Source organism: Streptomyces blastmyceticus (genome assembly GCF_039521185.1).
GTDB lineage: Bacteria > Actinomycetota > Actinomycetes > Streptomycetales > Streptomycetaceae > Streptomyces > Streptomyces blastmyceticus.
Map to the genome: position 1 here is coordinate 43,175 of NZ_BAAABW010000007.1, position 24,463 is coordinate 67,637.

Genomic DNA, 24,463 nt, shown 5'->3' on the forward strand with positions numbered 1-24,463 from the left:
GGGCGGGGCAGGGGGACAAGCAGAACAGGTGTACATGGGGACTGCTGGGTACATTCCGGGCGCCCGGGCCAACCCCCTGCGCCCGGCCCCAGCGAAAGGCCACCCTTCATGCGGGAAGCCCCCCTCCGCCGACTCCGAAGCACCGCGCTCGGCACCGTACTTCTGGCCCTGCTCGCCGCCCTCGTCATGACCGCGCCCACGGAGGCCAAGGCACCGGACAGACCCGTGGTCACCACCGACCACGGCCGGGTGCGCGGCATGGCGCACGGCGCGTACAACACCTTCGACGGCATCCCGTTCGCCGCTCCCCCCACCGGCGCGCTGCGTTGGCGGCTGCCCGCCGACGCGGCGAAGTGGAAGGGCGTGCGGGACGCGGGCGCGCCACGCTCGCGCTGTGCGCAGGTCTCGCCGGACGAGCCCGGCAAGGTGCTCGGCTCGGAGGACTGCCTCTATCTGAACGTCACCGCGCCGACGGCCCGCGCGACGGGCCGGGGCCGGCCCGTGATGGTCTGGGTGCACGGCGGCGGCTTCACGTCGGGCGGCGGCAGCGACTACCCCGCGCAGCGGCCCGCGGTACGGGGCGACGCCGTCGTGGTCACGGTCAACTACCGGCTGAGCGTGTTCGGTTTCTTCGGCCACCCGGGGCTGGGCGGTGCGCCCGATTTCGGCCTCGCCGACCAGCAGGCGGCCCTGCGCTGGGTGCACACCAACGCGGCCCGCTTCGGCGGCGACCCGCGCAACGTGACCCTGTTCGGGGAGTCGGCGGGTGCGCTGAGCACCTGCGCGCACCTGATCTCCCCCAAGTCGGCGGGACTCTTCCACAAGGCCGTGATCCAGAGCGGCTCGTGCATGACCGAGATGCCCGTCGGCGCCACCGACCCCGGCGCCCCCGCGTACAGCCCGTGGGCGCCGCAGAGCCGGGTACAGGACGCGGGCGCCGAGGCCGCCCGCGCCCTCGGCTGCACGCTTCCGGGCGCCGAGGCGCTGCCCTGTCTGCGCAAGCTGCCGGTGACGAAGCTGGTGACCCCGGAGCTGACGCAGAAGTTCTCGCTCGTCTCCTACGGCAACGCGCTGCTGCCCGAGCGGCCCGAACGGGCGCTGGAGGGCGGCCGCTTCCACCGGGTGCCGGTGATCCAGGGCAGCAACCACGACGAGATGCGGCTCTTCACCGGCCTGGCGCTGGCCGACCACCCCATCGCGGACGCCGCCGCCTACCGGGCCCGGCTGAAGGGCTCCTTCGGCGCCGCCGCCGGTGCCGTCGAGGAGCTCTACCCGGTGGCGAAGTTCCCGACACCCGCGCTCGCCTGGTCCACCGCGCTCACCGACCGCGCGTGGACGTGCACGACCCTGCGGGCCGACCGGGCGCTGGCCGCGCACGTGCCCACGTACGGCTATGAGTTCAGCGACCCGAACCCGCCGGTGATCCCGGGGTTCCCGCGCGTGAAGGACTTCCCGTACGGCGCCGCGCACGCCTTCGAGCTGCCCTACCTCTTCGACATCCCGGTGGAGCCGGCCTTCACGGCGGGGCAGCGGGAGCTGTCGGAGCGGATGACGGGCTACTGGGGCCGGTTCGCGCACACCTCACACCCGGACCTTCCGGGCGCACCGCGGTGGCCTGCCTTCCGGAACGACGCGCCGCTGGCGCTGAGCCTCGCTCCGGGTGCCGACGGCATCCGGATGGTGGATCTGGGCGCCGAGCACCACTGCGCGTTCTGGGACGCGCACCGCGTCTGAAAGGCCCGCACTGCGCGGCGCGCGGCGCCGTTGCACGATGAGGGCATGCTTCTGGCCGAGATCGCCCGGGTGTCCGCGGCCGTGGCCGCGACGGGCTCGCGGTCGGAGAAGACCGGCCTGCTGGCCGGTCTCTTCCGGGCGGCCGGGCCCGACGAGGGCCCGGCCGCCATCACCTATCTGGCGGGGCGGCTGCCGCAGGGCAGGGTGGGGATCGGCTGGAGCGTGCTGCGCGACACCCCGCCGCCCGCGGCCGCGCCCTCCCTGACCGTGGGGGACGTGGACCGGGCGGTCGACGCGTTCGCCGCCGTGGCGGGCAAGGGCGCGCAGGCCGAGCGCAAGCGGCTGGTCGACGCGCTGATGGGGGCCGCCACGGCGGAGGAGCAGCGGTTCCTGCGCGGGCTGCTCGGCGGTGAGCTGCGCCAGGGCGCTTTGGACGCGCTCGCCGTCGAGGGGCTCGCGGCGGCTGCGGGCGCGCCGCCCGAGGACGTGCGGCGGGCGGTGATGCTCGGGGGCTCCCCGGCGGCGGTGGCGCGGGAGCTGCTGGCCCGCGGCCCGGCGGCGCTGGCGGACTTCCGGCTGGAGGTGGGGCGCCCGGTGCTGCCGATGCTGGCGCAGACCGCCAAGGATGTCGACGAGGCGCTGGACCGGCTCGGGCCGTGCGCGGTGGAGGAGAAGCTGGACGGCATCCGGGTGCAGGTGCACCGGGACGGCGACCGCGTACGGATCTGGACCCGCACCCTGGAGGAGATCACCGAGCGGCTGCCGGAGCCGGCCGGGGTGGTGCGGGAACTGCCGGTCGAGCGGGCCGTGCTCGACGGCGAGGTGATCGCCCTGGACCCGTCGGGACGGCCGCGGCCCTTCCAGGAGACCGCCGGCCGGGTGGGCTCCCGGCTGGACGTGGCGGGGGCGGCCGTCGCCATCCCGCTGTCCCTCGTCCTCTTCGACCTGCTGACGGTGGACGGCCGCGACCTGCTGGCCCTGCCGGCCGCCGAGCGCCACGCGGAGCTGACCCGAGTGGTGCCGGAGCCCTCGCGCGTACGGCGGCTGGTGGTCGCGGACCCGGCGGACGAGGGCGCGCGGGCGGCGGCCCGCGCCTTCGCGGAGGCGGCCTTGGAGCGCGGCCACGAGGGCGTGGTGGTCAAGGCGCTCGACGCCCCGTACAACGCGGGCCGGCGCGGCGCCTCCTGGCTGAAGGTGAAGCCCGTCCACACGCTGGACCTGGTGGTGCTGGCGGCCGAGTGGGGCCACGGCCGGCGCACCGGCAAGCTCTCCAACCTGCATCTGGGGGCGCGCCGGGCGGACGGCTCGTTCGCGATGCTCGGCAAGACCTTCAAGGGGCTGACGGACGCGCTGCTGTCCTGGCAGACGGAGCGCCTGCGCGAGCTGGCGGTGAGCGACGACGGCTTCGTCGTGCGGGTCCGGCCGGAGCTGGTGGTGGAGATCGCGTACGACGGCGTCCAGCGCTCCTCCCGCTACCCGGAGGGGGTGACGCTGCGGTTCGCCCGGGTCGTGCGGTACCGCGAGGACAAGCGGGCGTCGGAGGCGGACACGGTGGAAACGGTACGACGGGCGCATACGGGCCCGCAGGCGTAGCCCCCTTCCCCGGGGCACCCGCCGCGCTGCCGCTACCCTGGCTTGCGACGGCGCGTACCCCTCGGGGGCGCGACCCTATTCGCCAGGAGAATCCACGTGCTGCGCACCATGTTCAAGTCCAAGATCCACCGGGCCACGGTCACCCACGCCGACCTGCACTACGTGGGGTCCGTGACCATCGACGCCGACCTGATGGACGCCGCCGACCTGCTGCCCGGCGAGCTCGTGCACATCGTCGACATCGACAACGGCGCCCGCCTGGAGACCTATGTCATCGAGGGCGAGCGCGGCTCGGGCGTGATCGGGGTGAACGGTGCCGCCGCGCACCTCGTGCACCCCGGCGACCTCGTCATTCTCATCAGCTACGCCCAGGTCGAGGACGCGGAGGCCCGCGCCCTCGTTCCCCGGGTCGTGCACGTCGACGCGGACAACCGCATCGTGACCCTGGGCACGGACCCCTCGGCCCCGACCCCGGACACCCTGCGCAGCCCGCACGCGGTCGGCCCCTCCGGCAGCTGAGGGATTCCGGGTCCGGGGCGAGAGGCCCCGGACCCCCGCCTCAGCGGTTGACGTTCACGTCACCGGGGCACAGCCGCCGTCGGCGGCGGTGCGTGAGCGCCCGTCGTGGCGCGGAAGTTGGCCGACACCTGCCCGTCGTACCCCCGCTGATCGGCGCTGTTCGCCGGTCGGCGACTTCCGGCCGCCGGATTTTCCGATGCCTCGGGCCGCGTCATATCGTTCACGGCGGAACGCGGGCGGCCGCGTGGGAAGACCTGAGCGAAGGAACGGAATTGGACCTGGACCCCGACCACTCCTCGGCGCGCGGCGACCAGGAGGCCCTGCGGCGCCTGCTGCTGAGCACGGTGGAGAAGGCGGGGCTGCCCGGCCCGCCGCCCGAGCTGTCCCTGCCGCTCCGCCCCGCCGCGGTCGAGGCCGCCCGGCTGGCGGGCCGCGAGCATCCGCTCGCCCAGGAGCGCGCGGCGGAGCTGGCCCGGCGGTTGGGCGAGGCGTCCGCCGCGCTCCCGCCGGAGGCCGCCACCGGCCCGGTGGAGTGGCCGGTGGAGCTGGCGGACCCGGACGAACTGCCGCATCTGCGGCGCGCGGTGGCCCGCTCGACGGAGCTCCCGCCGACCGCCGCGCTCGTCCGCTGGCGGCCCGCCGACCAGGCCGTCTTCGCATCGGCGGTCCGGCTGCTGGACGCGGTGTGGCCACGCATGCTCGGTGAACTGCGGGCGACGGTCGCCCAGGTGGCCCTGCTCGACGGCGCGGCGGTCGACGGCCACACCGACACCACGGTGCCGGGGGCCGTCCTGATCGGCCGTCATCTCCTCTCTTCCACGCCGGCCGGGCTGCCGGCCTCGGTCGGGCTGGCCGAGGCGCTGGTGTACGAGGGCACGCGCAGCCGCTGCGCGGCCGCGGCGGCGGCGCGTGGGCCGTTCCCGGCGGCCGAGGGGGACGGCGCCTGCCACCGGGCGGTGGGGCTGGCCCGCTGCGTGCTGCTGTACGAGCGGCTGCTGGAGGCCGGACCGGCGGCGGAACCGGCGATGGAGGAGCGGTACGGGCGGCTGCGCGCCGAGCTGGGCTCGGCGGCGGGAGGCGGGCGGTTGCTGGCCCGGATCGACCGCTTGACGGCGTAGCCGCCCGCCGGGGATCGCCGGGTCAGGCACCCTCCGCGGCCATCGCCGCCAGACCCTCGTGCAGCGCCGTCCGCGGGCGGAAGCCGAACGCCCGGGAAGCGACGGTGATGTCCGCGGCCGCGTGCCGCGCGTCCCCGCGCTCCGCGGGGCGCGGGAGGACCTCCACCGGGCCCGCCACGCTCTCCACGGCGGCGATCGCCTGCTTCATGGACACCGGGGAGCCGCCGAGGTCGGCCACCCCCGTGAAGCCGGAGCAGGCCGCGTCCCGCATGGCGGCGACGGCGTCCCGTACGTACAGGAAGTCGCGGGTCTGCTCGCCGTCGCCGTACAGCGGGAACGGCCGGCCGGCCGCGGCGGCCGCGAACAGGCGGGCGAAGGCCATGTCGGGCCGCTGGCGGGGTCCGTAGACGGAGAACAGCCGCAGGGACAGCGTGGGCACCCCGTAGGCCGTGCGGTAGAGCGCGCAGAGGTGCTCGGCGGCCAGCTTGGTGACCCCGTAGGGGGACACCGGGCGGGGGCAGGCGGTCTCCGCTGTGGGGGACGTCCGCGCGTCGCCGTAGACGGACGAGCTGGAGGCGTGGACGAAGGCGCCGGACGCACGGTCGCGCACAGCCTCCAGCAGCGCCTGGGTGGCGAGGATGTTGCGGCGGGCGTGGAGCTCGAAACCCGGCCCCCAGGAGGACCGCGCCCCGGACTCCCCCGCGAGGTGGTAGACGGCGTGGGCGCCGTCGAGCAGCGGGCCGAGGTCGGCGTCCAGCAGGTCCGCGTGGTGGAAGGAGAAGGCCGGGCGGCGGCTCAGGTCCCGCAGGTTGCGTCTCTTGAGCGCCACGTCGTAGCTGTCGGTCAGCGCGTCGACGGCGACGACGGTGTCACCGGCCGCCAGCAGGTGCGCGCACAGGTGGGAGCCCATGAAACCGGCCGCGCCGGTCACGACGGCCCGCATCACGGCCTCCCGGCGGCGGGCGCCGAGGGCGCGCTTCCCGAGCGGTGGCAGGCGATGCGCATGGCTGATGACCTCCGGGGCGAGGCGGTGGCGGACCGCGGGCACGGGCGGTCCGGCCCTCATTCGCTCAGGGCCGCGCCGGGAAGGGAAGACCCCGCGCGAACGGGAGGTGCCGTTCGAGCCACTCGGCCGTGTCCGGCCGGTCTTCCGCGCCGTCCTGCGGCCGTCCCGTTCCGCACCACCGCCGCGCGGCGCTGTCCTCGATCGCCGGACCGGCTTGATGTGGCTGATGCGCGTGCGCGAATTCAGCCGGTCCGGCGATCGAGGGCGCCGCCCGGGTCACTTGCCCTGGAAGAGCTCCACCAGGTCCTGGCGGCCGAAGACCGCCGCAGCCTCGACCGCGGAGGGCGATCCGGCGGACGGGTCGGCGCCGTGGGCGAGCAGCGTGCGGACGATCTCGTCCTCGCCCTTGAACACGGCTCCGGCGAGCGGGGTCTGGCCTCGGTCGTTGGGACGGTTCGGGTCGGCCTCGCGCTGGAGCAGGGAGAGGACCGCGTCGAGGTGGCCGTGGTAGGCGGCCAGCATGATGAGCGAGTCGCCTCGGTCGTTGGTGAGGTTGACCGGCACGCCCGCGTCCACATAGGCGGCGAGGGTGTCGGTGTCACCGTGTCGCGCCAGGTCGAAGACCTTGGCCGCGAGCTGGAGCACCTCGGGGTCGTGCGCGGGCTCGGTCTCGGGGGTCTGCTCGGTCATGTCTGCGGTCCTCCGGGTTGGGCTGCTGGCGGCCTGGTGAGGTCGGTGGTGCCCACCCTATGTACGGCCGGGCCGCTGGAACCATGGGCTCCGGCCGTAGCGCGTCGCGTCCGGCCCTGAATCGCCATCAGGGGGCCGCCGGGGTCCGCCGGCGGTCCGGACCGGGTTCGGACGCGTCCGAACGGGTGAATCCCGGGAAACCCCGTCCGGACCGGCCCACAGGGCGGCACTGATCGCCACCGGCCGGGTTTCGAGCCGTGTTCAGGCGGTTCGCCCCGCCCGCCGGGCCGTGCGCCCCTTGCTCCGTGCGGGGCGATCGAAGATCGAACAGCGAATCATCCGCTTTTGCCTTGTTAGCACTTTCTGTGAGTCTTGAGGAACTCGTGGTGACCGTCCCCATCAACCAGGAGAACGTCATGATCCTGTCCATCTCCGGCGTCGTGCTGTTCGGCGTCGTCGTCTTCCTGTTCTTCCGCAAGGACGGCCTCAAGCCCTCCCACGGCATCGTCTGCGCCCTGTTCGGCTTCTACCTCGCCGGCACGGCCATCGCCCCGAGCATCAAGGCGGGCAGCGCGAGCCTCGCCGGACTGCTGGGCGGCCTCAGATTCTGACCGGACCCCCGTACGGGGAGGACGACATGGCCCGGCGACCGCTCTCCGCCGGCCTGACGGGCGGCGTCGGCCTCGCCCGCGGGCGGGAGTTCGCGCGGTCGGCCGCCTACCACGCCGCCGACGTCCTCCACCCGCTGATCAGCGTCGCGCGGGGACTGGGCGTGCTGGCCCGGGGCGGGCTGCGCCGCTTGACGGGGATGCCCGCGGACCGGCGCGCGCCCGCGCTGCTGCTGGCGTGCTCGTGCACCGTCATCGTGGCGCTCGTGCCGTACGGGCCGGCGGTCACCGCGATCGCCGTGATGGTGGCGGCGGGCTGGGCGGGGCGCGAGCGCGCGGCCGGGGACGCGGAGCTCGACGGCGAGGAGAACGAGCGGCTCCAGCTGCTGTACGAGTCCTTGGTGCCCTACCTCTCGATGCCGGAGGACCCCGACCCGCTCTACGCCCACGGCGGCGACCCGGAGGAGGCGTTCCTGACCCACGCCTTCGAGGACGGGCGGCTGGTCTCCCTCCAGCTGCGCTACCCCGCCTACTTCGCCGACGGCGAGGCCGTGGCCCGGGCCAGGGTCGAGCAGCTGCTGCAGATCAAGGCCGGACGCGGCCGCGAGTACCGGTTCGACTGGGACGAGGAGGCCAACCGGCTCACCCTGACCGTCCTGCCCGCGCTGCCGACCGACATCCTCGCCCAGCGGTTCGTGACCACGCCCGGGGAGACCGTGCTCGGCTTCACCGACGCGTGCTCAGTGCAGCGGACGCTGCCGGTGGTCGACGACGAGGGGATCCGCGACGAGCCGCCCGTCGTCTGGCGCACGGGCCGCCGCTCCACTGAGCCCCACCTGCTGGCCCTCGGCAGGCCCTCCGGCGGGACGACCACCCTCCTGCGCTCGATCGTGCTCCAGGCCCTCGGCCACGGCGACGTCCTGCTGATCGACGGCGGCGGCGCCGGGGGCTATACCTGCTTCCCCGGCCGGGAGGGGGTGCTGGCCCTGGAGTGCTCCCCCGCGGGCGCGCTCGCCTCGCTGGAGTGGGCCTGCCACGAGACCGAGCGGCGGCTGACGGCCGCCAACCACGCCCGGCAGCAGGGGCGGCCGCTCCCCGAGGACATCCGCCGCCCCCTGTGGATCGTCGTCGACCGGCCCACGGCGCTGAGCCACCTCGCGACGGGCGAGGGGCGCCCCGACCCCCAGGAGCTGCTCGAAGTGCCGCTGCGCCACGGCCGGGCCGCCAACGTCACGGTCGCCGTGGCCGACCACCTGGAGCACGCGCACCTGCTCGGCGAGGCGGTGCTCGCCCACACCCACGCCCGGGTGATCCTCGGCCCCGCCACCCCGGAGCAGGTACGGACCGCGCTCGGCGCCCCACCGCACACCACCCCCACGCCGGACGTGCCGCCCGGCCGCGGCTACGCGCGGCTGGGCTCGGGGCCCGTCCACCGGGTGCAGGTGCCGGCCACCCCGGACCCGCTCGACGAGGAGGCGGCCGAGGCAGAGCGGCAGGCGGTGCTCAAGCTGCTGCCCCGGGCGACCGGCCCGCTGTACGGCGGTGGGGTGGAGGCGGCGCCCGCGCCGGACGCCCCGGTGCCGTACGACGCGGGGACCACGTCGGCACGGGACCCGGACGGCACCGGGGCGTCCGGCGCGGCCGGGCCCGTCGAGGGCTTCGGGCGCCACCTCGGCGGCGGGGAGCCGCTGCCGGTTCAGGCCACGTAGGTCCGCGGGGCCTCGACGGCCGCCGTCGCGCCGCTCGCCACCAGGCGGGCGGCCTCCGCGAGCCGGCTCGCGGCCTCCTCGGCGACCGCGCCGGTGACCGTGAACGGCACCCGCACGAACCCCTCGAAGGCCCCGTCGATGCCGAACCGCGGCCCCGACGGCACCCGTACGCCCAGCCGCTCCCCCGCCTCCGCGATCCGCGAGCCGGACAGCCCGCCGGTGCGCACCCACAGCGTGAGCCCGCCGCGCGGAACGGTGAACTCCCAGTCCGGCAGGTGCCGTCCGAGCGCGGCGACGACGGCGTCGCGGTTCTCCCGCGTGGTGGTCCGCCGTATGGCGACGGCGGCGTCCCAGCCGTCGGTGTTCAACAGCCACGCGACGGCGAGCTGTTCCATCACGGGCGTGCCGAGGTCGGCGTAGGCGCGGGCGGCGACGAGGCTGCGGATCACGTCCGGGGCGGCCCTGACCCAGCCGATCCGCAGGCCCGCCCAGAACGACTTGCTGGCCGAGCCGACGGTGATCACGGCGCTGCCCGCCGGGTCGAAGGCGCAGACGGGCCGGGGCAGTTCGAGGTCCGGCTCCAGGGCGAGGTCGGACATGGTCTCGTCCGCGATGAGCACGGTGCCCGCGGCGCGGGCCGCCTCGACGAGCTCCCGGCGCTGCTCGTCGGGGGCCAGCGCGCCGGTGGGGTTGTGGAAGTCGGCGATGACGTAGGCCATCCGGGGCGCGGCGTCGCGCAGCACCTGGCGCCAGGCCGGCAGGTCCCAGCCCGCGAGCCCGTCGGCCATGGCCACGGGCACCAGCCGGGCCCCGGCCTCGCGCATCAGCTGGAGGACGTTGGCGTAGGAGGGCGATTCGACGGCGACCCGCTCGCCGCGCCCGGCCATGAGCCGGCAGATCGCGGCGACGGCGCCCATGGCACCGGTGGTGACCATGATCTGCTCGGGCATGGTGGGAATGCCCCGCGCGGTGTAGCGGTCGGCGATGGCCTGCCGCAGCGCGGGCAGGCCCGCGGGGTAGTCGCCGTGGGTGTGCGCGTAGGGCGGCAGTTCCTCGAGCGCGCCCTGGAAGGCGCGGGTCAGCCACGGCTCGGGGGCGGGCAGGGCGGCGCAGCCGAGGTCGATGACGGAGCCCGCGGCCTCCGGCGGCAGCGGGTCGAGGCCGCGGGTGGGCAGCGGGTTCCCCGCGGGCACGGACGTCCAGCTGCCGGCGCCGCGCCGGGACTCCAGGAACCCCTCGCCGCGCAGCGCCTCGTAGGCCGCGGCGACGGTGGTGCGGCTGACGGCGAGGGCCGCCGCGAGCTCGCGCTCGGCGGGCAGCCGGGCGGCCACCGGGACCCGTCCCTCCAGGACGAGCAGCCGGATGCCGTCCGCGAGGGAGCGGTAGGCGGGGGCGCGGCGGCCGCCGATCAGGGTCACGACGCCCTGCCCGGCGCGCTCGTGCTGCGAGCCGAGGAGGTGCGCGAGCTTCTGCGCCCCCACCGAAGAGGTCCACTGACTCATCTCGACCGGTCCACCTTTCAGCGATTGGCCATGGATCATTGCCCGTTCCAGTCCACAGACTGTCATGCGGCAGGCCACTTGCACCACTGTTCCTGCCGATACGTCGTGCTGAAACGCTTGGGAGGATCCTGTGTCCGCATCAGGGGGACTGCTTCTGGCCCGCCGTCTGCTCATGCTCTACGGCGGGCTCGTGCTGTACGGCGTGAGCGCGGGGCTGCAGTTGCGGGCGGGGCTCGGGCTCGCTCCGTGGGACGTGCTGAACCAGGGGGTCGCCCGGCACACGGGCATCTCGATCGGCACCGCCTCGATAGCCATCGGCGCGCTGGTGCTGCTGCTGTGGATCCCGCTCCGGCAGCGGCCGGGGCTCGGCACGGTCTCGAACGTGCTGGTGATCGGCCTCGCGATGGACGCGACGCTGTCCCTCGCCCCCGCGCCCGCGTCGCTGTGGGCGCGGATCCCGCTGCTGGCCTTCTCGGTGGCGCTCTGCTCGGTGGCGACGGGGCTCTACATCTCCGCGCGGTTCGGACCCGGCCCGCGCGACGGGCTGATGACCGGTCTGCACCGGCGCACGGGGCGTTCGGTGCGGCTCGTACGGACCTGCATCGAGGTCGTCGTGCTGGCGACGGGCTTCCTGCTCGGCGGATCGGTGGGCGCGGGCACGGTGCTCTACGCGCTGGCCATCGGACCGCTGTCGCAGTTCTTCCTGCGCTTCTTCGCCCTGCCCCAGGAGGCGCCCTCGGCGGTGGTCGCGAGCGGGGCCGCGCCCGGCACCCCGGCCCCAGGAACGCTGTCCGGGCCGGCGGCGGCGCGCGAAGTTCCGGACCTGGTTTAGGTCGGGGAGAGGTGGGCCGGTAGTGTACGCCTTCGACCCACCGGACGGACCGTTACTGCGCGCTAAAGCGACAGAAACGCAGGGTGACATCCGTTGCCAGATGTGACAAAACGGGCGCTGGTGGGTACAACAAGGGGCGGCACGACGGGCGACGCATGTCCCTTCAACGGGAATCTTCACCGCCGACCGGACGTTGACCGGATGACGACGACAGCGACACCTGTCCTGTGGGCGACCAAGCCCGGGAGGCACGATTCATGAGTGAGCGAGCTCTCCGCGGCACGCGACTTGTGGTTACCAGCTACGAGACCGACCGCGGCATCGATCTGGCCCCGCGCCAGGCGGTGGAGTACGCATGCCCGAACGGGCATCGATTTGAGATGCCGTTTTCGGTAGAGGCGGAGATTCCGCCGGAGTGGGAGTGCAAGGCGTGCGGCGCCGTTGCACTCCTGGTGGACGGCGACGGTCCTGAGGAGAAGAAGGGCAAGCCTGCGCGTACGCACTGGGACATGCTCATGGAGCGCCGGACCCGTGAGGAGCTGGAGGAGGTGCTGGCCGAGCGGCTGGCCGTCCTTCGCTCGGGTGCCATGAACATCGCTGTGCATCCGCGGGACAACCGCAAGTCCGCCTGACCGCGTAGCGGCGGGCGACACACCCAAGGGCCGGGCCACTGCATCCAAGCAGTGGCCCGGCCCTTGGGTGTGCGCGCTTGTACGGGGCCCCGGCCGGGAGGCCGGGGCCCCGTTGTGCTCAGCGCGGCAGCTGGGGCCCGTCCTCGCGCGGAGCGCGCGCCGGCTCGTCCTCCCGGATGACCTCGCCCTGGACGACCTTGTCGTCGGGCATCCGCATGCGCGCCTGCTGGAAGGCGTTCCCGAACGTGCCCGGGGCCGCGGGACGGCCCAGCCGCCGCTCGAACCCCTTGCGGAGCAGGCTGCGCGTGGGCGGGAAGAGGCACAGCAGCCCCGCCACGTCGGACAGCAGGCCGGGCAGGATGATCAGCAGCCCGCCGAGCATCGTGAGGCCGTTGCCCCCGCCCTCCGGCGCCGGCCCGGCCACCGCTCCCCCGGGCTGGAGCGTCACCGTAAGCCGCTGCCAGGCCCGGCGCCCGGCCCGCTTGATCACATACGAGCCGACGACCACGCCACCGGCCAGCAGGGCGAAGACCGTGAGGCCCCCGGCGGCCCCGGCCACCAGTGTCAGCAGCCAGATCTCCAGCACCACCCACACCGCCACCCCCAGGGGGACGAGCTTGCGGGCGCGGCTCTTCCGCGGCGGTCGGCCTTCGGGGGTCTGCTGTGCTCCGAACGTCATGCCTCAAGTGTGCCTGGACGCCCGCCGAACGCCGCGGCCCGGGGTCAGCCCCGGCCGAGGACCTTGCCGACCCGGGAGCCGACGCCCCACGAGGTGACCCGCCACAGGGCCTCCGCGACGATGTCGCGGCTCATCTTGCTGTCCCCGAGCTCCCGCTCGACGAAGGTGATGGGGACCTCCACCACGTGGAACCCGGCCTTGACCGCGCGCCAGGCCAGGTCGACCTGGAAGCAGTAGCCCTGCGAGGCGACCTCCTCCATGCCCAGGCCCTCCAGGGTCTCCCGGCGGAAGGCGCGGTAGCCGCCGGTGACGTCGCGCAGCGGGACGTCCAGCAGCAGCCGGGAGTAGGTGGAGCCGCCGCGGGAGAGGAACTCGCGGGACTTCGGCCAGTTCACGACCCGGCCGCCGGGCACCCAGCGGGAGCCGAGCACCAGGTCGGCGCCCTTGAGGGCGGTGAGCAGCCGGGGCAGCTCCTCCGGCTGGTGGGAGCCGTCGGCGTCCATCTCCACCAGGACGCCGTAGCCGTGGTCCAGGCCCCAGCGGAAGCCCGCGAGATAGGCGGCGCCGAGCCCTTCCTTGCCCTTGCGGTGCAGGACCTTGATCTGGTCGTCGTCGGCCGCCAGCTCGTCGGCCAGCTTGCCGGTGCCGTCGGGGCTGTTGTCGTCGGCGACGAGAACGTGCGCCTCGGGCACGGCCGACCGCACCCGGCCGACGATGGACTTGATGTTCTCCGCCTCGTTGTAGGTCGGAATGATCACCAAGGCCGTGCCGAGCGGACCGTATCTCCGCTGACCACCGTCGTTCACTGCTGCCCCTTCTCGTCCGTACGTCCCCGACGGCCGATCAGGAGCGCGGCCGCACAGGAGAGAACGCCCACCATAGCGAGCGCCCATTCGGGCGCCGCACCGGTGCGGTCCGCGACGGTGGTCCCGTCCCGCAGGGGAATCCGGGCACTGATGACATCCCGGGTGAATTCCTCGCTCCGCTGGAGCACCTTGCCGTCCGGGGCGACCACGGCGCTGATGCCGCTGGTCGCCGCGGTGACCACCGCGCGGCCGTGCTCGACGGCCCGCAGCCGGGACATGGCCAGCTGCTGCTCGGGCTGGCCGGTGCGGCCGTAGGTGGCGTTGTTGGTCTGGACGACGAGGGCGCGGGCACCGGCCTTGACCGTGTCGCGGACGATCTCGTCGTAGGCGACCTCGAAGCAGATCACGTCGCCGAGCCGGGCCGGGCCGATCTGCATCACGCCGGTGTGGTCGCCGGGGTAGAAGTCGCGCTGGACGCGCTGGAGCCGGGTGATGACCTTGCTCAGCTCGTCGCGGAAGGGCACGTACTCGCCGAAGGGCACGGGGTGCTGCTTGGCGTAGGAGGCGCCGGGGCCCGTCCTCGGGTCCCAGACGATGCCCTTGTTGTCGATGTAGCCGCCCTTGCCCGGGTGGTCGACCAGGGCGCCGACGAGGACCGGCACGCCGACGGCCTTGACGGCCTCCTCGATGCGGTCGTACGCCTGCGGGTACTGGAACGGGTCGAGGTCGGAAGAGTTCTCCGGCCAGATCACCAGGTCGGGCTTCTCCGTCCGCCCCGCCTTGATGTCGCGGGCCAGCTGGAGGGTGGCGTCGACGTGGTTGTCGAGGATCATCATCGGGCGGCCGAGGAAGTCGATGCCCGGGCGCTGCACATTGCCCTGGACCAGGGCGATCTTCACGGTGTCGGCGGCCTTCGTGGGGACGGGCACGGCGTACCCGGCGAGGGTGAGCGCCGCGGCCAGCCCGACGGCCTCGATCCCCGGCAGGGCCGTACGGACCGTACGGGGCCCACGGCGCAGCCGCAGGCCGGTGACCACCGCGCAGGCGAGCAGGCCGCCCGTGAGGGCCACGGCGAAGGTCACCAGCGGGGCGCCGCCGAGGGCGGCGAGCGGGGTGAACGGCGAGGCGGTGTTGGCGAAGGCCAGCCGCCCCCAGGGGAAGCCGCCGAACGGCAGCCGGTCGCGGGCCAGCTCCTCGGCGACCCACAGGCAGGCGCCCCACAGCGGCCACGCGGGCAGCCGGGAGACCAGGGCCAGGCAGGCGCCGAGCACCGCGATGAACAGCGCCTCGACGAAGGAGAGGCCGACCACCGCGTCGTAGCCGACGACCCGAAGCCAGCGGAGCAGGACGAAGAAGAACGGCAGCGCGAAGGCGAAGCCGGTCCAGGCGCCCTGGCGGGCGGTGCGCCCGCGGGTCAGCAGCGCCAGCGCGGCGACCGCCACGACCGACAGCGGCCACAGGTCGTACGGCGGGAAGGACACGGCGAGCGCGAGGCCGCCGAGGGCGGCGAGGCCCGTGCGGGGCGCCTCACGGCGGGCGAGACGGCCGAGACGGGTGAGCCTGCCGGGGCGCGGCGCGGGTGGCGCGGCGGTGGGCTCCGCCACCTCCTGCGGCGTGGGCGCCGGTTCGGTGAGGTCGGCGGCGCGGCTCTCGCCATCGGCGGTGGTTTCGGGACCCGGGGGCACGGTCGCGCCTTCCTGCGAGCTGAGCGGTGATGTGCCGACGGTACCCCGCGCGGGGCGCACCCCGGATCCTGGGCCGTGGAGAGCGCGCTGCGCGCGCGGGCGGCGAATGGGGGCCCGGCGTCCTTCGGGCCGGCCCGGGAACCGCTGGCTGCGGGTCGGCCGAGACCGTTGTCTACTGAACGTCCGGGCCCCACCCGGGTCGCACCTGCCGGCCTGGCGGAACCGTCCCTCGCCCCCGTGCGCTGGAACCTGGCTGCCAGTGGCGGTGTGCCGGTCCGGCGCACCGCCCCATGGCCCAGCGGCGTTCGACGACTGTGTGGAGATTCACCGGCCGGACGTCCTTGGTGGACTCCGCCGAACCTACCCGCCGCCGCCCACACCCTGTCAACACCTCTCTGACCTGCGCATATGTTTCAAATCAGCAGGTCAGTAAGGCGGGTGATCATGTGCGGCGACAGGCCGACGGCACGTCGTTCGGCGGTACGCGGCGCCGCCTCAATCACTCGTTCGGACGCCCTTGCCCGGTGTGGACGGTGTGGCCGCCGACGACCGTGCGCAGACAGGTGGGCAGGGGTCCGCCGGGGGTGAGGTCGGGCAGTCCGGGCGTGCCGGAGCGGGGGTCGGTGGACCAGCTGGCGACCCGCTCGTCGGGCACCTGGACGACGAGGTCGCCGGCTTCCCAGACCGCGTAGTCGGCGGGTGCGCCCGGCACCAGGACGCCCGCGTCGTCGCGGCCGACGGCCCGCCAGCCGCCGCGCGTGTGCGCGGTGAAGGCGGCGCGGACGGAGATCCGGTGCCCGGGGGTGCGGTGGAAGGCCGCCGCGCGGACGGTGCCCCAGGGGTCGAGCGGGGTGACCGGGCTGTCGGAGCCGAGGGCGAGCGGCACCCCGGCGCGCAGCAGGGCGGCGTACGGGTTGAGGGTGCGGGCCCGCTCGACACCGAGGCGCTGCGCGTACATCGCGTCGTCACCGCCCCAGGCGGCGTCGAAGGCCGGCTGCACGGAGGCGGTGAGGGCGAATTCCGCGAAGGCGGCGATGTGTTCGGGGGTGAGCATCTCGGCGTGCTCGACGCGGTGCCGGGCGGCGCGGACGGCGGCGAGGCCGAGCTTGTCCGCGGCGGCCCGCACGCCCTCGACCACGGTGGTCAGGGCGGCGTCGCCGATGGCGTGGAAGCCCGCCTGGAGGCCCGCCTCGGTGCAGGCGACGACGTGGGCGGTGACGGTGGCGGCGTCGAGGTGGGCGGTGCCGGTGTGGGTGGCGTGCGGGCCGTCGGCGTACGGCTGGTGGAGGCAGGCGGTGTGCGAGCCGAGGGAGCCGTCCACGAAGAGGTCCCCGGCCGCGCCGAGCGCGCCGAGTTCGCGAATGCGATCGGCCTCGCCGGCGGAGGTGATGGCCTCCGCCCAGTAGCCGACGACGCGGGGGCCGCGGCGCTCGGCGGCGAGGGCCAGCAGGGCGGTGAAGTCGTCCGTGCTGGAGATCAGCGGCCCGGCGCACTCGTGCAGGGAGCCGATGCCGAGGGAGGCGGCGCGGTCGAGCGCCGCCGCCTGCGCCTCGGCGCGCTGGGCGGCGGTGAGGCTGCCGTACGCGGCGGCGCGCACGGCGTGGTGGGCGTCGCCGGTCAGCGGCGCGTCCGGCCGCGGTCCGCGCAGGTCGGGGACGAGGTCGAGGAGGGCGGTGGTGACGACGGCGGAGTGCACGTCGGCCCGGGTGAGGTAGAGCGGGCGGCCGCCGGTGGCCTCGTCCAGCTCGGCACGGGACGGCGGGCGGCGCTCGGGCCAGACGCTGGAGTCCCAGCCGTGCCCGAGGAGCACCCGGTCGGCGGGCCGGGCGGCCGCGTGGGCGCGCACCCGGTCCAGCGCCTCGGCCAGGGTGCGGGCACCGGTCAGGTCGAGACCGGTGAGGGTCAGGCCGGTGGCGGTGGTGTGCACGTGTGCGTCGGTGAACGCGGGGGTGACCAGCGCGCCTTCGAGGTCGACGACCTCGTCCACCCCGTCGGCGAAGGAGTCGGCGGCCCCTTCGGAACCGACCCAGGCGACGCTCCCCCGCTCCACGACCATGGCGGTGGCGAAGGGGTCGGCGGGGCTGTGCACATTGCCGCGGCGCAGCAGCACGGTGCGGGTGTTGTTGCCTGCGGTGTCGGGGCGGTCGCTCATGGGGTAAGTCTGTCGCGTTCCGGGGCGGCGGCCGTACGCGGGGGTCCGCTGTCGGCTGGTTGTTCCCCTGCCCCGCCTCTTTCCCGGGAGGCCCGGAAGGCCCGGGAAGTCAGCCCACCCTCGGCGGCCTCGCCTCGTACGGCGTCGACAGGACGATCGTCGTGCGGGTCGACACCCCGGCCAGGGAGCGGATCCGCGCCAGCAGGTGCTCCAGTTCCAGGGGGGTCGCGACGCGCACCTTGAGGATGTAGTTCTCGTCGCCCGCGACGCTGTGGCAGGCCTCGATCTCGGGGATCTCGGCGAGCCGGTCGGCGATGTCGTCCGGAGCGCTGGGGTCGAACGGCTTCACCGAGATGAACGCGGTCAGCGGCAGGCCGACGGCCTCGGGGTCCACCACGGCCGCATAGCCGCGGATGACGCCGCGCTGTTCGAGCCGGCGCACGCGCTGGTGCACCGCCGAGGTCGACAGGCCCGTGGCCTTTCCCAGGTCGGTGTAGCTCATCCGCCCGTCCTTGACGAGCAGTTCCACGATTTCTCTGTCCAGCTCCTCCACGCGGATCAACCTACTGGGTGAGAGGCGGCCCGGCACAGTCGACGGCCCGACCGCCCGCGCAGAGCATGTGACGAACAACACACCTATGCACCCGTGTCCTCCCGGGTGCGGCGATTACCGCACTCGCGACGCGGGAAGTGCTTGCTGTGGCCGAGGCCGAGGTGCCTGGCCGGCCAATCCGAGGGGGAGAAAGAAATATGCCCAGCCTGGAACGCCTCGACGAGGGCGACGGCAGCAGCCCGTACGAGACGTATGAGATCCCCGCGATGTTCCGGGTGACGTGCCCGGACTGCGCGCGCCCGATCGCGCTGCTCGAGGACGAGGACGTGCTCCCCGAGCATGCCCTGTGCCCGTCGCCGTGGAACCCCTTCGGGCTCACGGTCTGCCCGGGCTCGGGGCGCGGCGTGGAGAGGACGGTGCCCACCGACGAGTCGCAGGGCACCCAGGAGTTCGACGCGGCCCTGATGCTGACGCTGCCGGAGAGCCTCGACTGGCGCACGCAGCCGTTCTCGCACATCGGTGGCCCCGGCTCGCGCCCGGTGCGCGTCCCGGGGATGCGGCGCCCGTCCCGGTGACGCCCGGGGGCGCCGCCGGTCGGCGCCCTCCGCTCCGGCACGTCGACCGCTTTCATACCGGCATCGTCCCGCCGCACCGGTCCCGGCGTACGCCGCACGGCCGATCGTCACCCGTACGGGTCGGGGACCGCCCGCCCCGCCCCGTACGGAAGTGAACCGAGCGGCTCAGCGGGACTCGGGCCCCGCCAGGTGGCGGGCGACGACCAGCCGCTGGATCTGGTTGGTGCCCTCGACGATCTGGAGCACCTTGGCCTCGCGCATATAGCGCTCCGCGGGGAAGTCCGCGGTGTAGCCGTAGCCGCCGAGGAGTTGCACGGCGTCGGTGGTCACGCGCATCGCGGCGTCGGTGCAGAAGAGCTTGGCCATCGCCGCCTGCTTGGAGAACGGCAGGCCCGCGTCGCGCAGGCGCGCGGCGGCGAGGTAGAGGGCGCGGCCCGCCTCTATCTGGGTGGCCATGTCGGCGAGCATGAAGCGCAGGCCCTGGAAGTCCACCAGGGGGCGGCCGAACTGCCGCCGCTCGGCGAGGAAGGACAGCGCCTCGTCCAGGGCCGCCTGGGCGATGCCGATGGCGCAGGCCGAGATGCCGAGCCGGCCGGAGTCGAGGGCGGACAGCGCGATCGCGAAGCCCTGCCCCTCCTCGCCGATGCGCCGGGCGTCGGGGATCCGCACGCCGTCGAAGTGGAGTTGGGCGGTGGGCGAGCCCTTCATGCCCATCTTCCGCTCGGGCGGTGCCGCCGACAGACCGGAGGCGTCCCCGGGCACGAGGAACGCGGTGATGCCGTGCGCGCCCTCGCCGCCCGTGCGGGCCAGGACGGTGTAGAAGTCGGCGATGCCGCCGTGGGTGATCCACGCCTTGGTGCCCTCCAGCGTCCAGGTGTCGCCGTCGCGCGTGGCGCGGGTGCGCAGTGCCGCGGCGTCGGATCCGGCGGACGGTTCGGAGAGACAGTAGGCGCCGAGCAGTCCGCCGCCGAGCATCGCGGGCAGGTGCTCGGCCTGCTGCTCCTTGGTGCCGTAGCCGGCGAGGGCGTGGCAGGCGAGGGTGTGCACGCTGACGCCGAGCCCCACGGTGAGGCGGGCCGCGGCGAGCTCCTCCAGGACCTGGAGGTAGACCTCGTACGGCTGGTCGCCGCCGCCGAACTCCTCGGCGTAGGGCAGGGCGAGCAGTCCGGACGCGGAGAGCAGTCCGAAGACCTCGCGCGGGAAGCGCCCGGCGTCCTCCTCCTCGGCCGCGTGGGGCTCGATCTCCCGCTGCACCAGATCGCGTACGAGCGCGATCAGATCGCGGGCCTCCTCGGTGGGCAGCTGACGCTCCACCGGCTGCGGGCCGTGGTCGGTCATGGCGGCGCTCTCCTCCCTGTCGGGCGCTGCGGCGACGGAAGCGCAAGGGTGTGTATCCCGCCGTCCGTGATGCCCAGCCCATGGTCCCCCGCCGGGTCTCGGCACCGGATGACCTGCGGCTGTGGCGGGTTGGAGTATGCCCGATCGGCGGCCGGACGTCACGGGTTGACAAATCCCGGAGGATCACTGACCCGGCCGCCGAACCGAATTGGTCCAAACCATTGACCGTACTGGTCTAGTCCTTCTACGGTTTCCGCACCGTTCACCGCGTTCATGCCAACGCAGGACGTGTGCGTCACCCCCCAGCTCTCCCCACCCACCGAGGAGAACCATGTACGGACCGCACCAGAACGCCCCCCGCCGCCGCGCCCGGACGCTGCTCGCGGCCTTCGCCGCCGCCGGAGCGATGCTCGCGAGCACGCTGTTCACCGGCACGGCGGGCGCGGCCGCCACCGACGGAGGCGACGGCACCGGCACCGGCGATGCCGGGGCCGGTCACCGGGTCGTCGGATACTTCACCGACTGGGGCGTCTACGGCCGCAATTACCACGTGAAGAACATCGAGACCTCCGGCTCCGCGGCCAAGCTCACCCACATCAACTACGCCTTCGGCAACGTCACCGGCGGCAAGTGCGCGATCGGCGACTCCTACGCCGACTACGACCGGGCCTACGACGCGGCCGGCAGCGTCGACGGCCAGGCGGACACCTGGGACAACGGCGCCCTGCGCGGCAACTTCAACCAGCTGCGCAAGCTCAAGAAGCTCCACCCGAACCTCAAGGTCGTCTGGTCCTTCGGCGGCTGGACCTGGTCAGGCGGCTTCGCCGAGGCCGCCAAGAACCCGGCCGCGTTCGCCGAGTCCTGTTACGGCCTCGTCAAGGACCCGCGCTGGGCCGACGTCTTCGACGGCATCGACATCGACTGGGAGTACCCCAACGCCTGCGGCCTGACCTGCGACACCAGCGGCCGGGACGCCTTCCGCGACGTGATGGCGGCGCTGCGGACGCGGTTCGGCGGCAACAACCTGGTCACCGCGGCGATCACGGCGGACGGCTCGGCGGGCGGCAAGCTGGAGGCCGCCGACTACGCGGGCGCGGCGCGCTACGTCGACTGGTACAACCCCATGACGTACGACTTCTTCGGCGCCTGGGACGCCAAGGGCCCAACAGCCCCGCACTCCCCGCTGACCTCCTACGACGGCATCCCCAAGCCCGGGTTCGACACCGACAGCGCCATCCGGAAGCTCACGTCGCTGGGCGTGCCGCCCTCGAAGCTGCTGCTGGGCATCGGCTTCTACGGCCGCGGCTGGACGGGCGTGAACCAAGCGGCGGCGGGCGGCACCGCCACGGGTCCCGCGGCGGGCACCTACGAGCAGGGCATCGACGACTACAAGGTCCTCAAGTCCAAGTGCCCGGCCACCGGCACGGTGGCCGGGACCGCCTACGCCGCGTGCGGCGCCGACTGGTGGAGCTACGACACCCCCGCGACGATCGCCGGGAAGATGGCGTACAAGGACCGGCAGGGCCTGGGCGGGACGTTCTTCTGGGAGCTGAGCGGCGACACGGCGGACGGCGAGCTGATCAAGGCGATCAACTGACCTGATACCGCTGCCGGTACGCCTCCAGGGCGCGCGTGCCGGGCTCGCAGCTCTCGCGCAGCGCGGCCAGCCGGCCGGGCGGCAGCCGCCGGGACGCTCCCCGGCGGCTGCCGTCGAGCAGTGCGCGGCCGGCGTCGAGCCACTCCGGGAGCGGTTCGACGCCGACGAAGCGGGCCAGCCTGGACAGTTCCTCCTCCGGGCGGTCGAGGAGATCCTCGTACGCGAGGGTGGCGCGCTGCGGCGCGGGCACCCCGGCGAGGTGCCCGGCGCCCCGGGCGACGAGCTCCGACCACAGCGCGCCGAACTCCTCGACGGGGAGCTCCCGGTCCCACACCAGGGCCGGGTCGATGCGCTCGCCGAGCACCCCGGCGAGATCCGGGGGCAGCGAGCGCACGTCGGCCTCGGTCAGCTCCGTGAAGTCCTTGACGCCGGTCAGCTCCTGGATCCTCCGGAAGAGGAAGATCGTCCGGTAGCCCACGTGGCGGCTCATCGACAGCGCGCAGTCGGGGCCGTCCCTGAAGAGGTGCACGAAGCGGGCGTACGGGAAGGCCGCGCGCAGCCGTGGCACCCACTGGACCGAATACCCCGAGCGCTCGACGACGGCTGTGCGCCCGAACCGCGCGGCCAGCAGGTCGAACAGCGCCTCGTGGTGCGCGGCCGCGGTCCGCGCGGGCCAGGTGGCGACCTGCGCCTCGATCCCGTCGAGCAGGCCGTCCGGGTCGTCGGTGAGGTGCGGCAGGACCATGAGGGAGAGGGCGGGAATCCCGGTGGTCCCCGTGGCGTACCGGCCGGGCCGCTTGACGTAGAGGAACTCCGGCAGCGGCATCCCGCTGCGGTTCATGGTCTCGAAGACGGGGTTCGGCTCCACGAGCAGCCGCCGGAACTCCTCCCCGGTGAGAGCCCCTTCGGGCAGCGCGCCCGACCCCAGCGAGGCCAGGAACTCATTGAGGCTGAGCACCCCGGGATGCGCGTTGAGGACGCGGGAGAGGGCGGAGGAACCGCTGCGCCCGGTCCCGACGACGAAGGTCAGCTTCCGCACGGACACTCCCCTCCACGGGGGCCCTGCTCGGGGGTGCCCTCCACGAAGAGGAGGCGGCGCTTGAGCGCCTTCTTCGCGAGCTCGCGGGCCTCGGCGTATTCGGGGGACGCGTACCACGCCTTGAGCCGGTCCATGTCGGCGAATTCCACGACGATCAGCCGACGGCCCGCGGGCCAGAGGCCGTCGGCGGCCTCGGGTTCCGCGCCGCGGACGACGTAGCGGCCGCCGTGGTGACGGATGGCGGCGGCGGCCAAGGTGCGGTAGGAGGCGGCCAGTTCCTCGTCCAGCACCTCGGACTCGGAGATCACGTATGCGGTCATGCGGGCCATCGTGCCAGCCGCCCGGGCCGCCGCCGCGGCTCATCCCGCCAGAAAGGCGCGCACCTTCTGTGCGACCGCGGCGTCGGTGAGCAGGTCGTTGTGCTTCAGGCAGCCCGCCGTCCGCGTGTTGACGGCGCCCGCCAGGGCGGTGCTGGAGACCGGGGCGATCTGCTCGTCGCACGACGACCACCACGTGGCGTACCGCACCGGGCCCGGCGTCTCCGGCCCCGCGTTGAGGCGGGACAGGACGTACGAACCGGGGGTCATGTCCCGGCACCCCTGGTCCCAGAGCGCGCACAGATACGCCACGGTGGTGCCGTGGTTGGGGCCGGCCAGCGACGCCCAGTGCGCGACCTTGGCGGCGCCGCCGCCGAACGCGACGTACCAGCGGGACGGCAGGCTGCCCAGGCTGTGGGCGACGATGTCCGCCTTCGCCGCGCCGGTGCGGGCCAGCACGGCGTCGACGTGCGCGGCGAACTCCCCGGCCAGCACCTCGTTGGTCGACCTGCCGGTGTCGTACGACCAGGCGTCGAGCCGGTCCTCGGGGTATCCGGCGCGGAGGAAGTCCGCGCGCATCGCGCCCCACACGCCGGGTCCGGCGTTGCGGCCGTGCACGAAGATCACCGGGTTGGGCGGGGGCGTGGCCCGGGCCGGCGACGCGCCCAGGGCGGTGGCCGCGAGCAGGACCGACAGGAGGGTCACGAGGGCGCGTCGCATACGGGAGCCCTTCCGGGACGGGCGGTCGGCGAGGGAGACGCACTATGTCACCGACGTTCCGCATGCGGAACCCCCGTCGACCGCCCGCCTGTTCCGCTCTTTCCCGCCCAACCCCGGTACCGAGGTGGCGATACGGTGAGGTCACGAAGATCTTCGAGCGGAGGGGGCAGCAGTGGGCGAGCGGCTTGCGGTGGTGTCGGGCGGAGGCACGGGGATCGGGAAGGCGATCGCCCAGGGACTCGCGGACGACGGGTACCGCGTGGTGATCATCGGCCGGCGGGCCGAGGTCCTGGAGCGGGCGCGCGAGGAGATCGACCGCGCCGTGGGCGCGGCCCGGACCGTCGCCGTCCCCGCCGACCTCACCGACCCCGGCCAGGTCGCGCGTGCAGCGCAGGCGATCGCCGCCCTGGGGGCCGTCGACGTGCTGGTGAACAACGCCGGGGCCATCATCACCCCGCCCGCCGACGGCACTCTGGAGGCGCTCGCCGAGGCGTGGCGGCGGGACCTGGACGTCAATCTGCTCTCGGCCGTCCTGCTCACGACCGCGCTGACCGATCACCTGCGGCGCCCCGGCGGACGGCTCATCGTCATCAGCTCGGCGGCGGCCCAGCGCGGCGGCGCGGGCTCCCACTCGGCGGGCTCGTACGCCGCCGCCAAGGCGGGCCTGCACGGCTGGGCGTTCGGACTCACCCGGGCGCTGGGCCCGGACGGGATCACGGTCAACGTGCTCGCGCCCGGCTATGTGACGGACACTCCGATCTTCGGCGAGCGGATGACTCCCGAATTCCACGCGGGAAAGATCGCCGACACACTCGTCGGCCGCGCGGGCACGCCCGACGATGTCGCGGCGGCGGTCCGCTACATCGCGTCTCCGGCGGCGGGCTACCTCACGGGCCAGGTGATCGGACTCAACGGCGGGGCGGTGCTGGGCCGTTAGGCGAGGCCGGCGCGTGCCTCACCCCCGGCTGCGGGTCCGTTGCCGCCTGCGGCGGGAGCGCCCTTCGGGCGCGTCCTCAAACGCCGGACGGGCTGAATTCGCCGGCTACAGTCCGCGAAATC

23 protein-coding genes are annotated in these 24,463 nt (G+C 74.2%); 11 read left to right on the forward strand and 12 right to left on the reverse strand.

Features of this window, described 5'->3' with window-relative positions; genetic code table 11:
- Window positions 1-108 precede the first annotated feature (108 nt).
- The 4 genes from ABD269_RS06180 (at window position 109) to ABD269_RS06195 (ending at window position 4,964) form a co-directional block, all read left to right on the forward strand.
- Window positions 109-1,734, forward strand: a complete 1,626-nt coding sequence (locus ABD269_RS06180) for a carboxylesterase/lipase family protein (protein WP_344116826.1) — start codon at window positions 109-111, stop codon at window positions 1,732-1,734.
- 45 nt (window positions 1,735-1,779) lie between these two features.
- Window positions 1,780-3,327, forward strand: a complete 1,548-nt coding sequence (locus tag ABD269_RS06185) for an ATP-dependent DNA ligase (RefSeq protein WP_344116828.1) — start codon at window positions 1,780-1,782, stop codon at window positions 3,325-3,327.
- A 96-nt stretch (window positions 3,328-3,423) separates the two neighbouring features.
- Entirely contained in the window at window positions 3,424-3,846 is a 423-nt protein-coding gene (gene panD, locus ABD269_RS06190) for an aspartate 1-decarboxylase (protein ID WP_301889229.1), read from the forward strand.
- 272 nt (window positions 3,847-4,118) lie between these two features.
- On the forward strand, window positions 4,119-4,964 hold the full coding sequence (locus ABD269_RS06195) for a flagellar biosynthesis protein FlhF (RefSeq protein ID WP_344116831.1): 846 nt from the start codon (window positions 4,119-4,121) through the stop codon (window positions 4,962-4,964).
- 22 nt (window positions 4,965-4,986) lie between these two features.
- On the opposite strand, the gene ABD269_RS06200 is transcribed toward ABD269_RS06195, so the two are convergent.
- Together ABD269_RS06200 and ABD269_RS06205 are read right to left on the reverse strand one after the other, a co-directional pair.
- Complete coding sequence (locus ABD269_RS06200; RefSeq protein ID WP_344116833.1) at window positions 4,987-6,030, reverse strand: NAD-dependent epimerase/dehydratase family protein; 1,044 nt, start codon at window positions 6,028-6,030, stop codon at window positions 4,987-4,989.
- A 216-nt stretch (window positions 6,031-6,246) separates the two neighbouring features.
- The gene (locus ABD269_RS06205; RefSeq protein ID WP_301889224.1) at window positions 6,247-6,660 is read right to left on the reverse strand and encodes an ankyrin repeat domain-containing protein; all 414 of its coding nucleotides are present in this window, start codon (window positions 6,658-6,660) and stop codon (window positions 6,247-6,249) included.
- A 416-nt stretch (window positions 6,661-7,076) separates the two neighbouring features.
- On the opposite strand from ABD269_RS06205, the gene ABD269_RS06210 reads away from it, so the two are divergent.
- Window positions 7,077-7,271, forward strand: coding sequence for a hypothetical protein (locus ABD269_RS06210; protein WP_116215519.1), 195 nt, complete (start codon window positions 7,077-7,079; stop codon window positions 7,269-7,271).
- Between the two features lie 26 nt (window positions 7,272-7,297).
- Window positions 7,298-8,977, forward strand: a complete 1,680-nt coding sequence (locus ABD269_RS06215; RefSeq protein ID WP_344116836.1) for a hypothetical protein — start codon at window positions 7,298-7,300, stop codon at window positions 8,975-8,977.
- Here the strand turns inward: ABD269_RS06215 and ABD269_RS06220 are convergent.
- Entirely contained in the window at window positions 8,965-10,479 is a 1,515-nt protein-coding gene (locus ABD269_RS06220) for an SCO1417 family PLP biosynthesis transcription factor (RefSeq protein WP_301889222.1), read from the reverse strand. The genes ABD269_RS06215 and ABD269_RS06220 overlap by 13 nt on opposite strands.
- Window positions 10,480-10,651: 172 nt before the next feature.
- Here ABD269_RS06220 and yczE point away from each other — a divergent pair, with 172 nt between their 5' ends.
- Both yczE and ABD269_RS06230 read left to right on the forward strand, forming a co-directional pair.
- Window positions 10,652-11,311 (forward strand): membrane protein YczE, encoded by a 660-nt coding sequence (gene yczE, locus ABD269_RS06225; RefSeq protein WP_344116865.1) that lies wholly within the window; start codon window positions 10,652-10,654, stop codon window positions 11,309-11,311.
- Window positions 11,312-11,568: 257 nt separating this feature from the next.
- The gene (locus ABD269_RS06230) at window positions 11,569-11,943 is read left to right on the forward strand and encodes an RNA polymerase-binding protein RbpA (protein WP_087929069.1); all 375 of its coding nucleotides are present in this window, start codon (window positions 11,569-11,571) and stop codon (window positions 11,941-11,943) included.
- 118 nt (window positions 11,944-12,061) lie between these two features.
- Here the strand turns inward: ABD269_RS06230 and fxsA are convergent, their stop codons facing one another.
- The 5 genes from fxsA to ABD269_RS06255 form a co-directional block, all read right to left on the reverse strand.
- On the reverse strand, window positions 12,062-12,622 hold the full coding sequence (gene fxsA, locus ABD269_RS06235) for an FxsA family membrane protein (RefSeq protein ID WP_344116839.1): 561 nt from the start codon (window positions 12,620-12,622) through the stop codon (window positions 12,062-12,064).
- A gap of 44 nt (window positions 12,623-12,666) precedes the next feature.
- A complete protein-coding gene (locus ABD269_RS06240) occupies window positions 12,667-13,428 on the reverse strand; it encodes a polyprenol monophosphomannose synthase (protein ID WP_116210607.1) in 762 nt (253 codons plus the stop codon).
- The gene (gene lnt / locus ABD269_RS06245) at window positions 13,425-15,113 is read right to left on the reverse strand and encodes an apolipoprotein N-acyltransferase (protein WP_425572845.1); all 1,689 of its coding nucleotides are present in this window, start codon (window positions 15,111-15,113) and stop codon (window positions 13,425-13,427) included. Before lnt ends, ABD269_RS06240 begins: the two co-directional genes overlap by 4 nt.
- 499 nt (window positions 15,114-15,612) lie before the next feature.
- Window positions 15,613-17,265 carry an amidohydrolase gene (locus tag ABD269_RS06250; protein ID WP_344116842.1) on the reverse strand — a complete coding sequence of 551 codons (1,653 nt, stop codon included), beginning with the start codon at window positions 17,263-17,265 and terminating at the stop codon, window positions 15,613-15,615.
- Between the two features lie 109 nt (window positions 17,266-17,374).
- Window positions 17,375-17,818: an Lrp/AsnC family transcriptional regulator gene (locus ABD269_RS06255; RefSeq protein ID WP_030365423.1), complete on the reverse strand. Its 444-nt coding sequence runs from the start codon at window positions 17,816-17,818 to the stop codon at window positions 17,375-17,377.
- Window positions 17,819-18,015: 197 nt separating this feature from the next.
- Here ABD269_RS06255 and ABD269_RS06260 point away from each other — a divergent pair, with 197 nt between their 5' ends.
- Entirely contained in the window at window positions 18,016-18,393 is a 378-nt protein-coding gene (locus ABD269_RS06260; protein WP_301889214.1) for a hypothetical protein, read from the forward strand.
- Window positions 18,394-18,558: 165 nt separating this feature from the next.
- Here the strand turns inward: ABD269_RS06260 and ABD269_RS06265 are convergent, their stop codons facing one another.
- On the reverse strand, window positions 18,559-19,731 hold the full coding sequence (locus ABD269_RS06265; protein ID WP_344116845.1) for an acyl-CoA dehydrogenase family protein: 1,173 nt from the start codon (window positions 19,729-19,731) through the stop codon (window positions 18,559-18,561).
- 331 nt (window positions 19,732-20,062) lie between these two features.
- On the opposite strand from ABD269_RS06265, the gene ABD269_RS06270 reads away from it, so the two are divergent.
- Complete coding sequence (locus tag ABD269_RS06270) at window positions 20,063-21,328, forward strand: glycoside hydrolase family 18 protein (protein WP_344116847.1); 1,266 nt, start codon at window positions 20,063-20,065, stop codon at window positions 21,326-21,328.
- On the opposite strand, the gene ABD269_RS06275 is transcribed toward ABD269_RS06270, so the two are convergent.
- Genes ABD269_RS06275 through ABD269_RS06285 form a run of 3 tightly spaced genes read right to left on the reverse strand, consistent with a single transcriptional unit; the run spans window position 21,321 to window position 23,404 of the window.
- Window positions 21,321-22,367 carry a sulfotransferase gene (locus ABD269_RS06275; protein WP_344116849.1) on the reverse strand — a complete coding sequence of 349 codons (1,047 nt, stop codon included), beginning with the start codon at window positions 22,365-22,367 and terminating at the stop codon, window positions 21,321-21,323. The genes ABD269_RS06270 and ABD269_RS06275 overlap by 8 nt on opposite strands.
- The gene (locus ABD269_RS06280; RefSeq protein WP_344116851.1) at window positions 22,355-22,687 is read right to left on the reverse strand and encodes a DUF1330 domain-containing protein; all 333 of its coding nucleotides are present in this window, start codon (window positions 22,685-22,687) and stop codon (window positions 22,355-22,357) included. Before ABD269_RS06280 ends, ABD269_RS06275 begins: the two co-directional genes overlap by 13 nt.
- A gap of 39 nt (window positions 22,688-22,726) precedes the next feature.
- Window positions 22,727-23,404, reverse strand: a complete 678-nt coding sequence (locus ABD269_RS06285) for an esterase/lipase family protein (RefSeq protein ID WP_344116853.1) — start codon at window positions 23,402-23,404, stop codon at window positions 22,727-22,729.
- Between the two features lie 172 nt (window positions 23,405-23,576).
- Between ABD269_RS06285 and ABD269_RS06290 the strand changes: the two genes are divergently transcribed.
- Complete coding sequence (locus ABD269_RS06290; protein ID WP_344116855.1) at window positions 23,577-24,341, forward strand: SDR family NAD(P)-dependent oxidoreductase; 765 nt, start codon at window positions 23,577-23,579, stop codon at window positions 24,339-24,341.
- Window positions 24,342-24,463 lie beyond the last annotated feature (122 nt).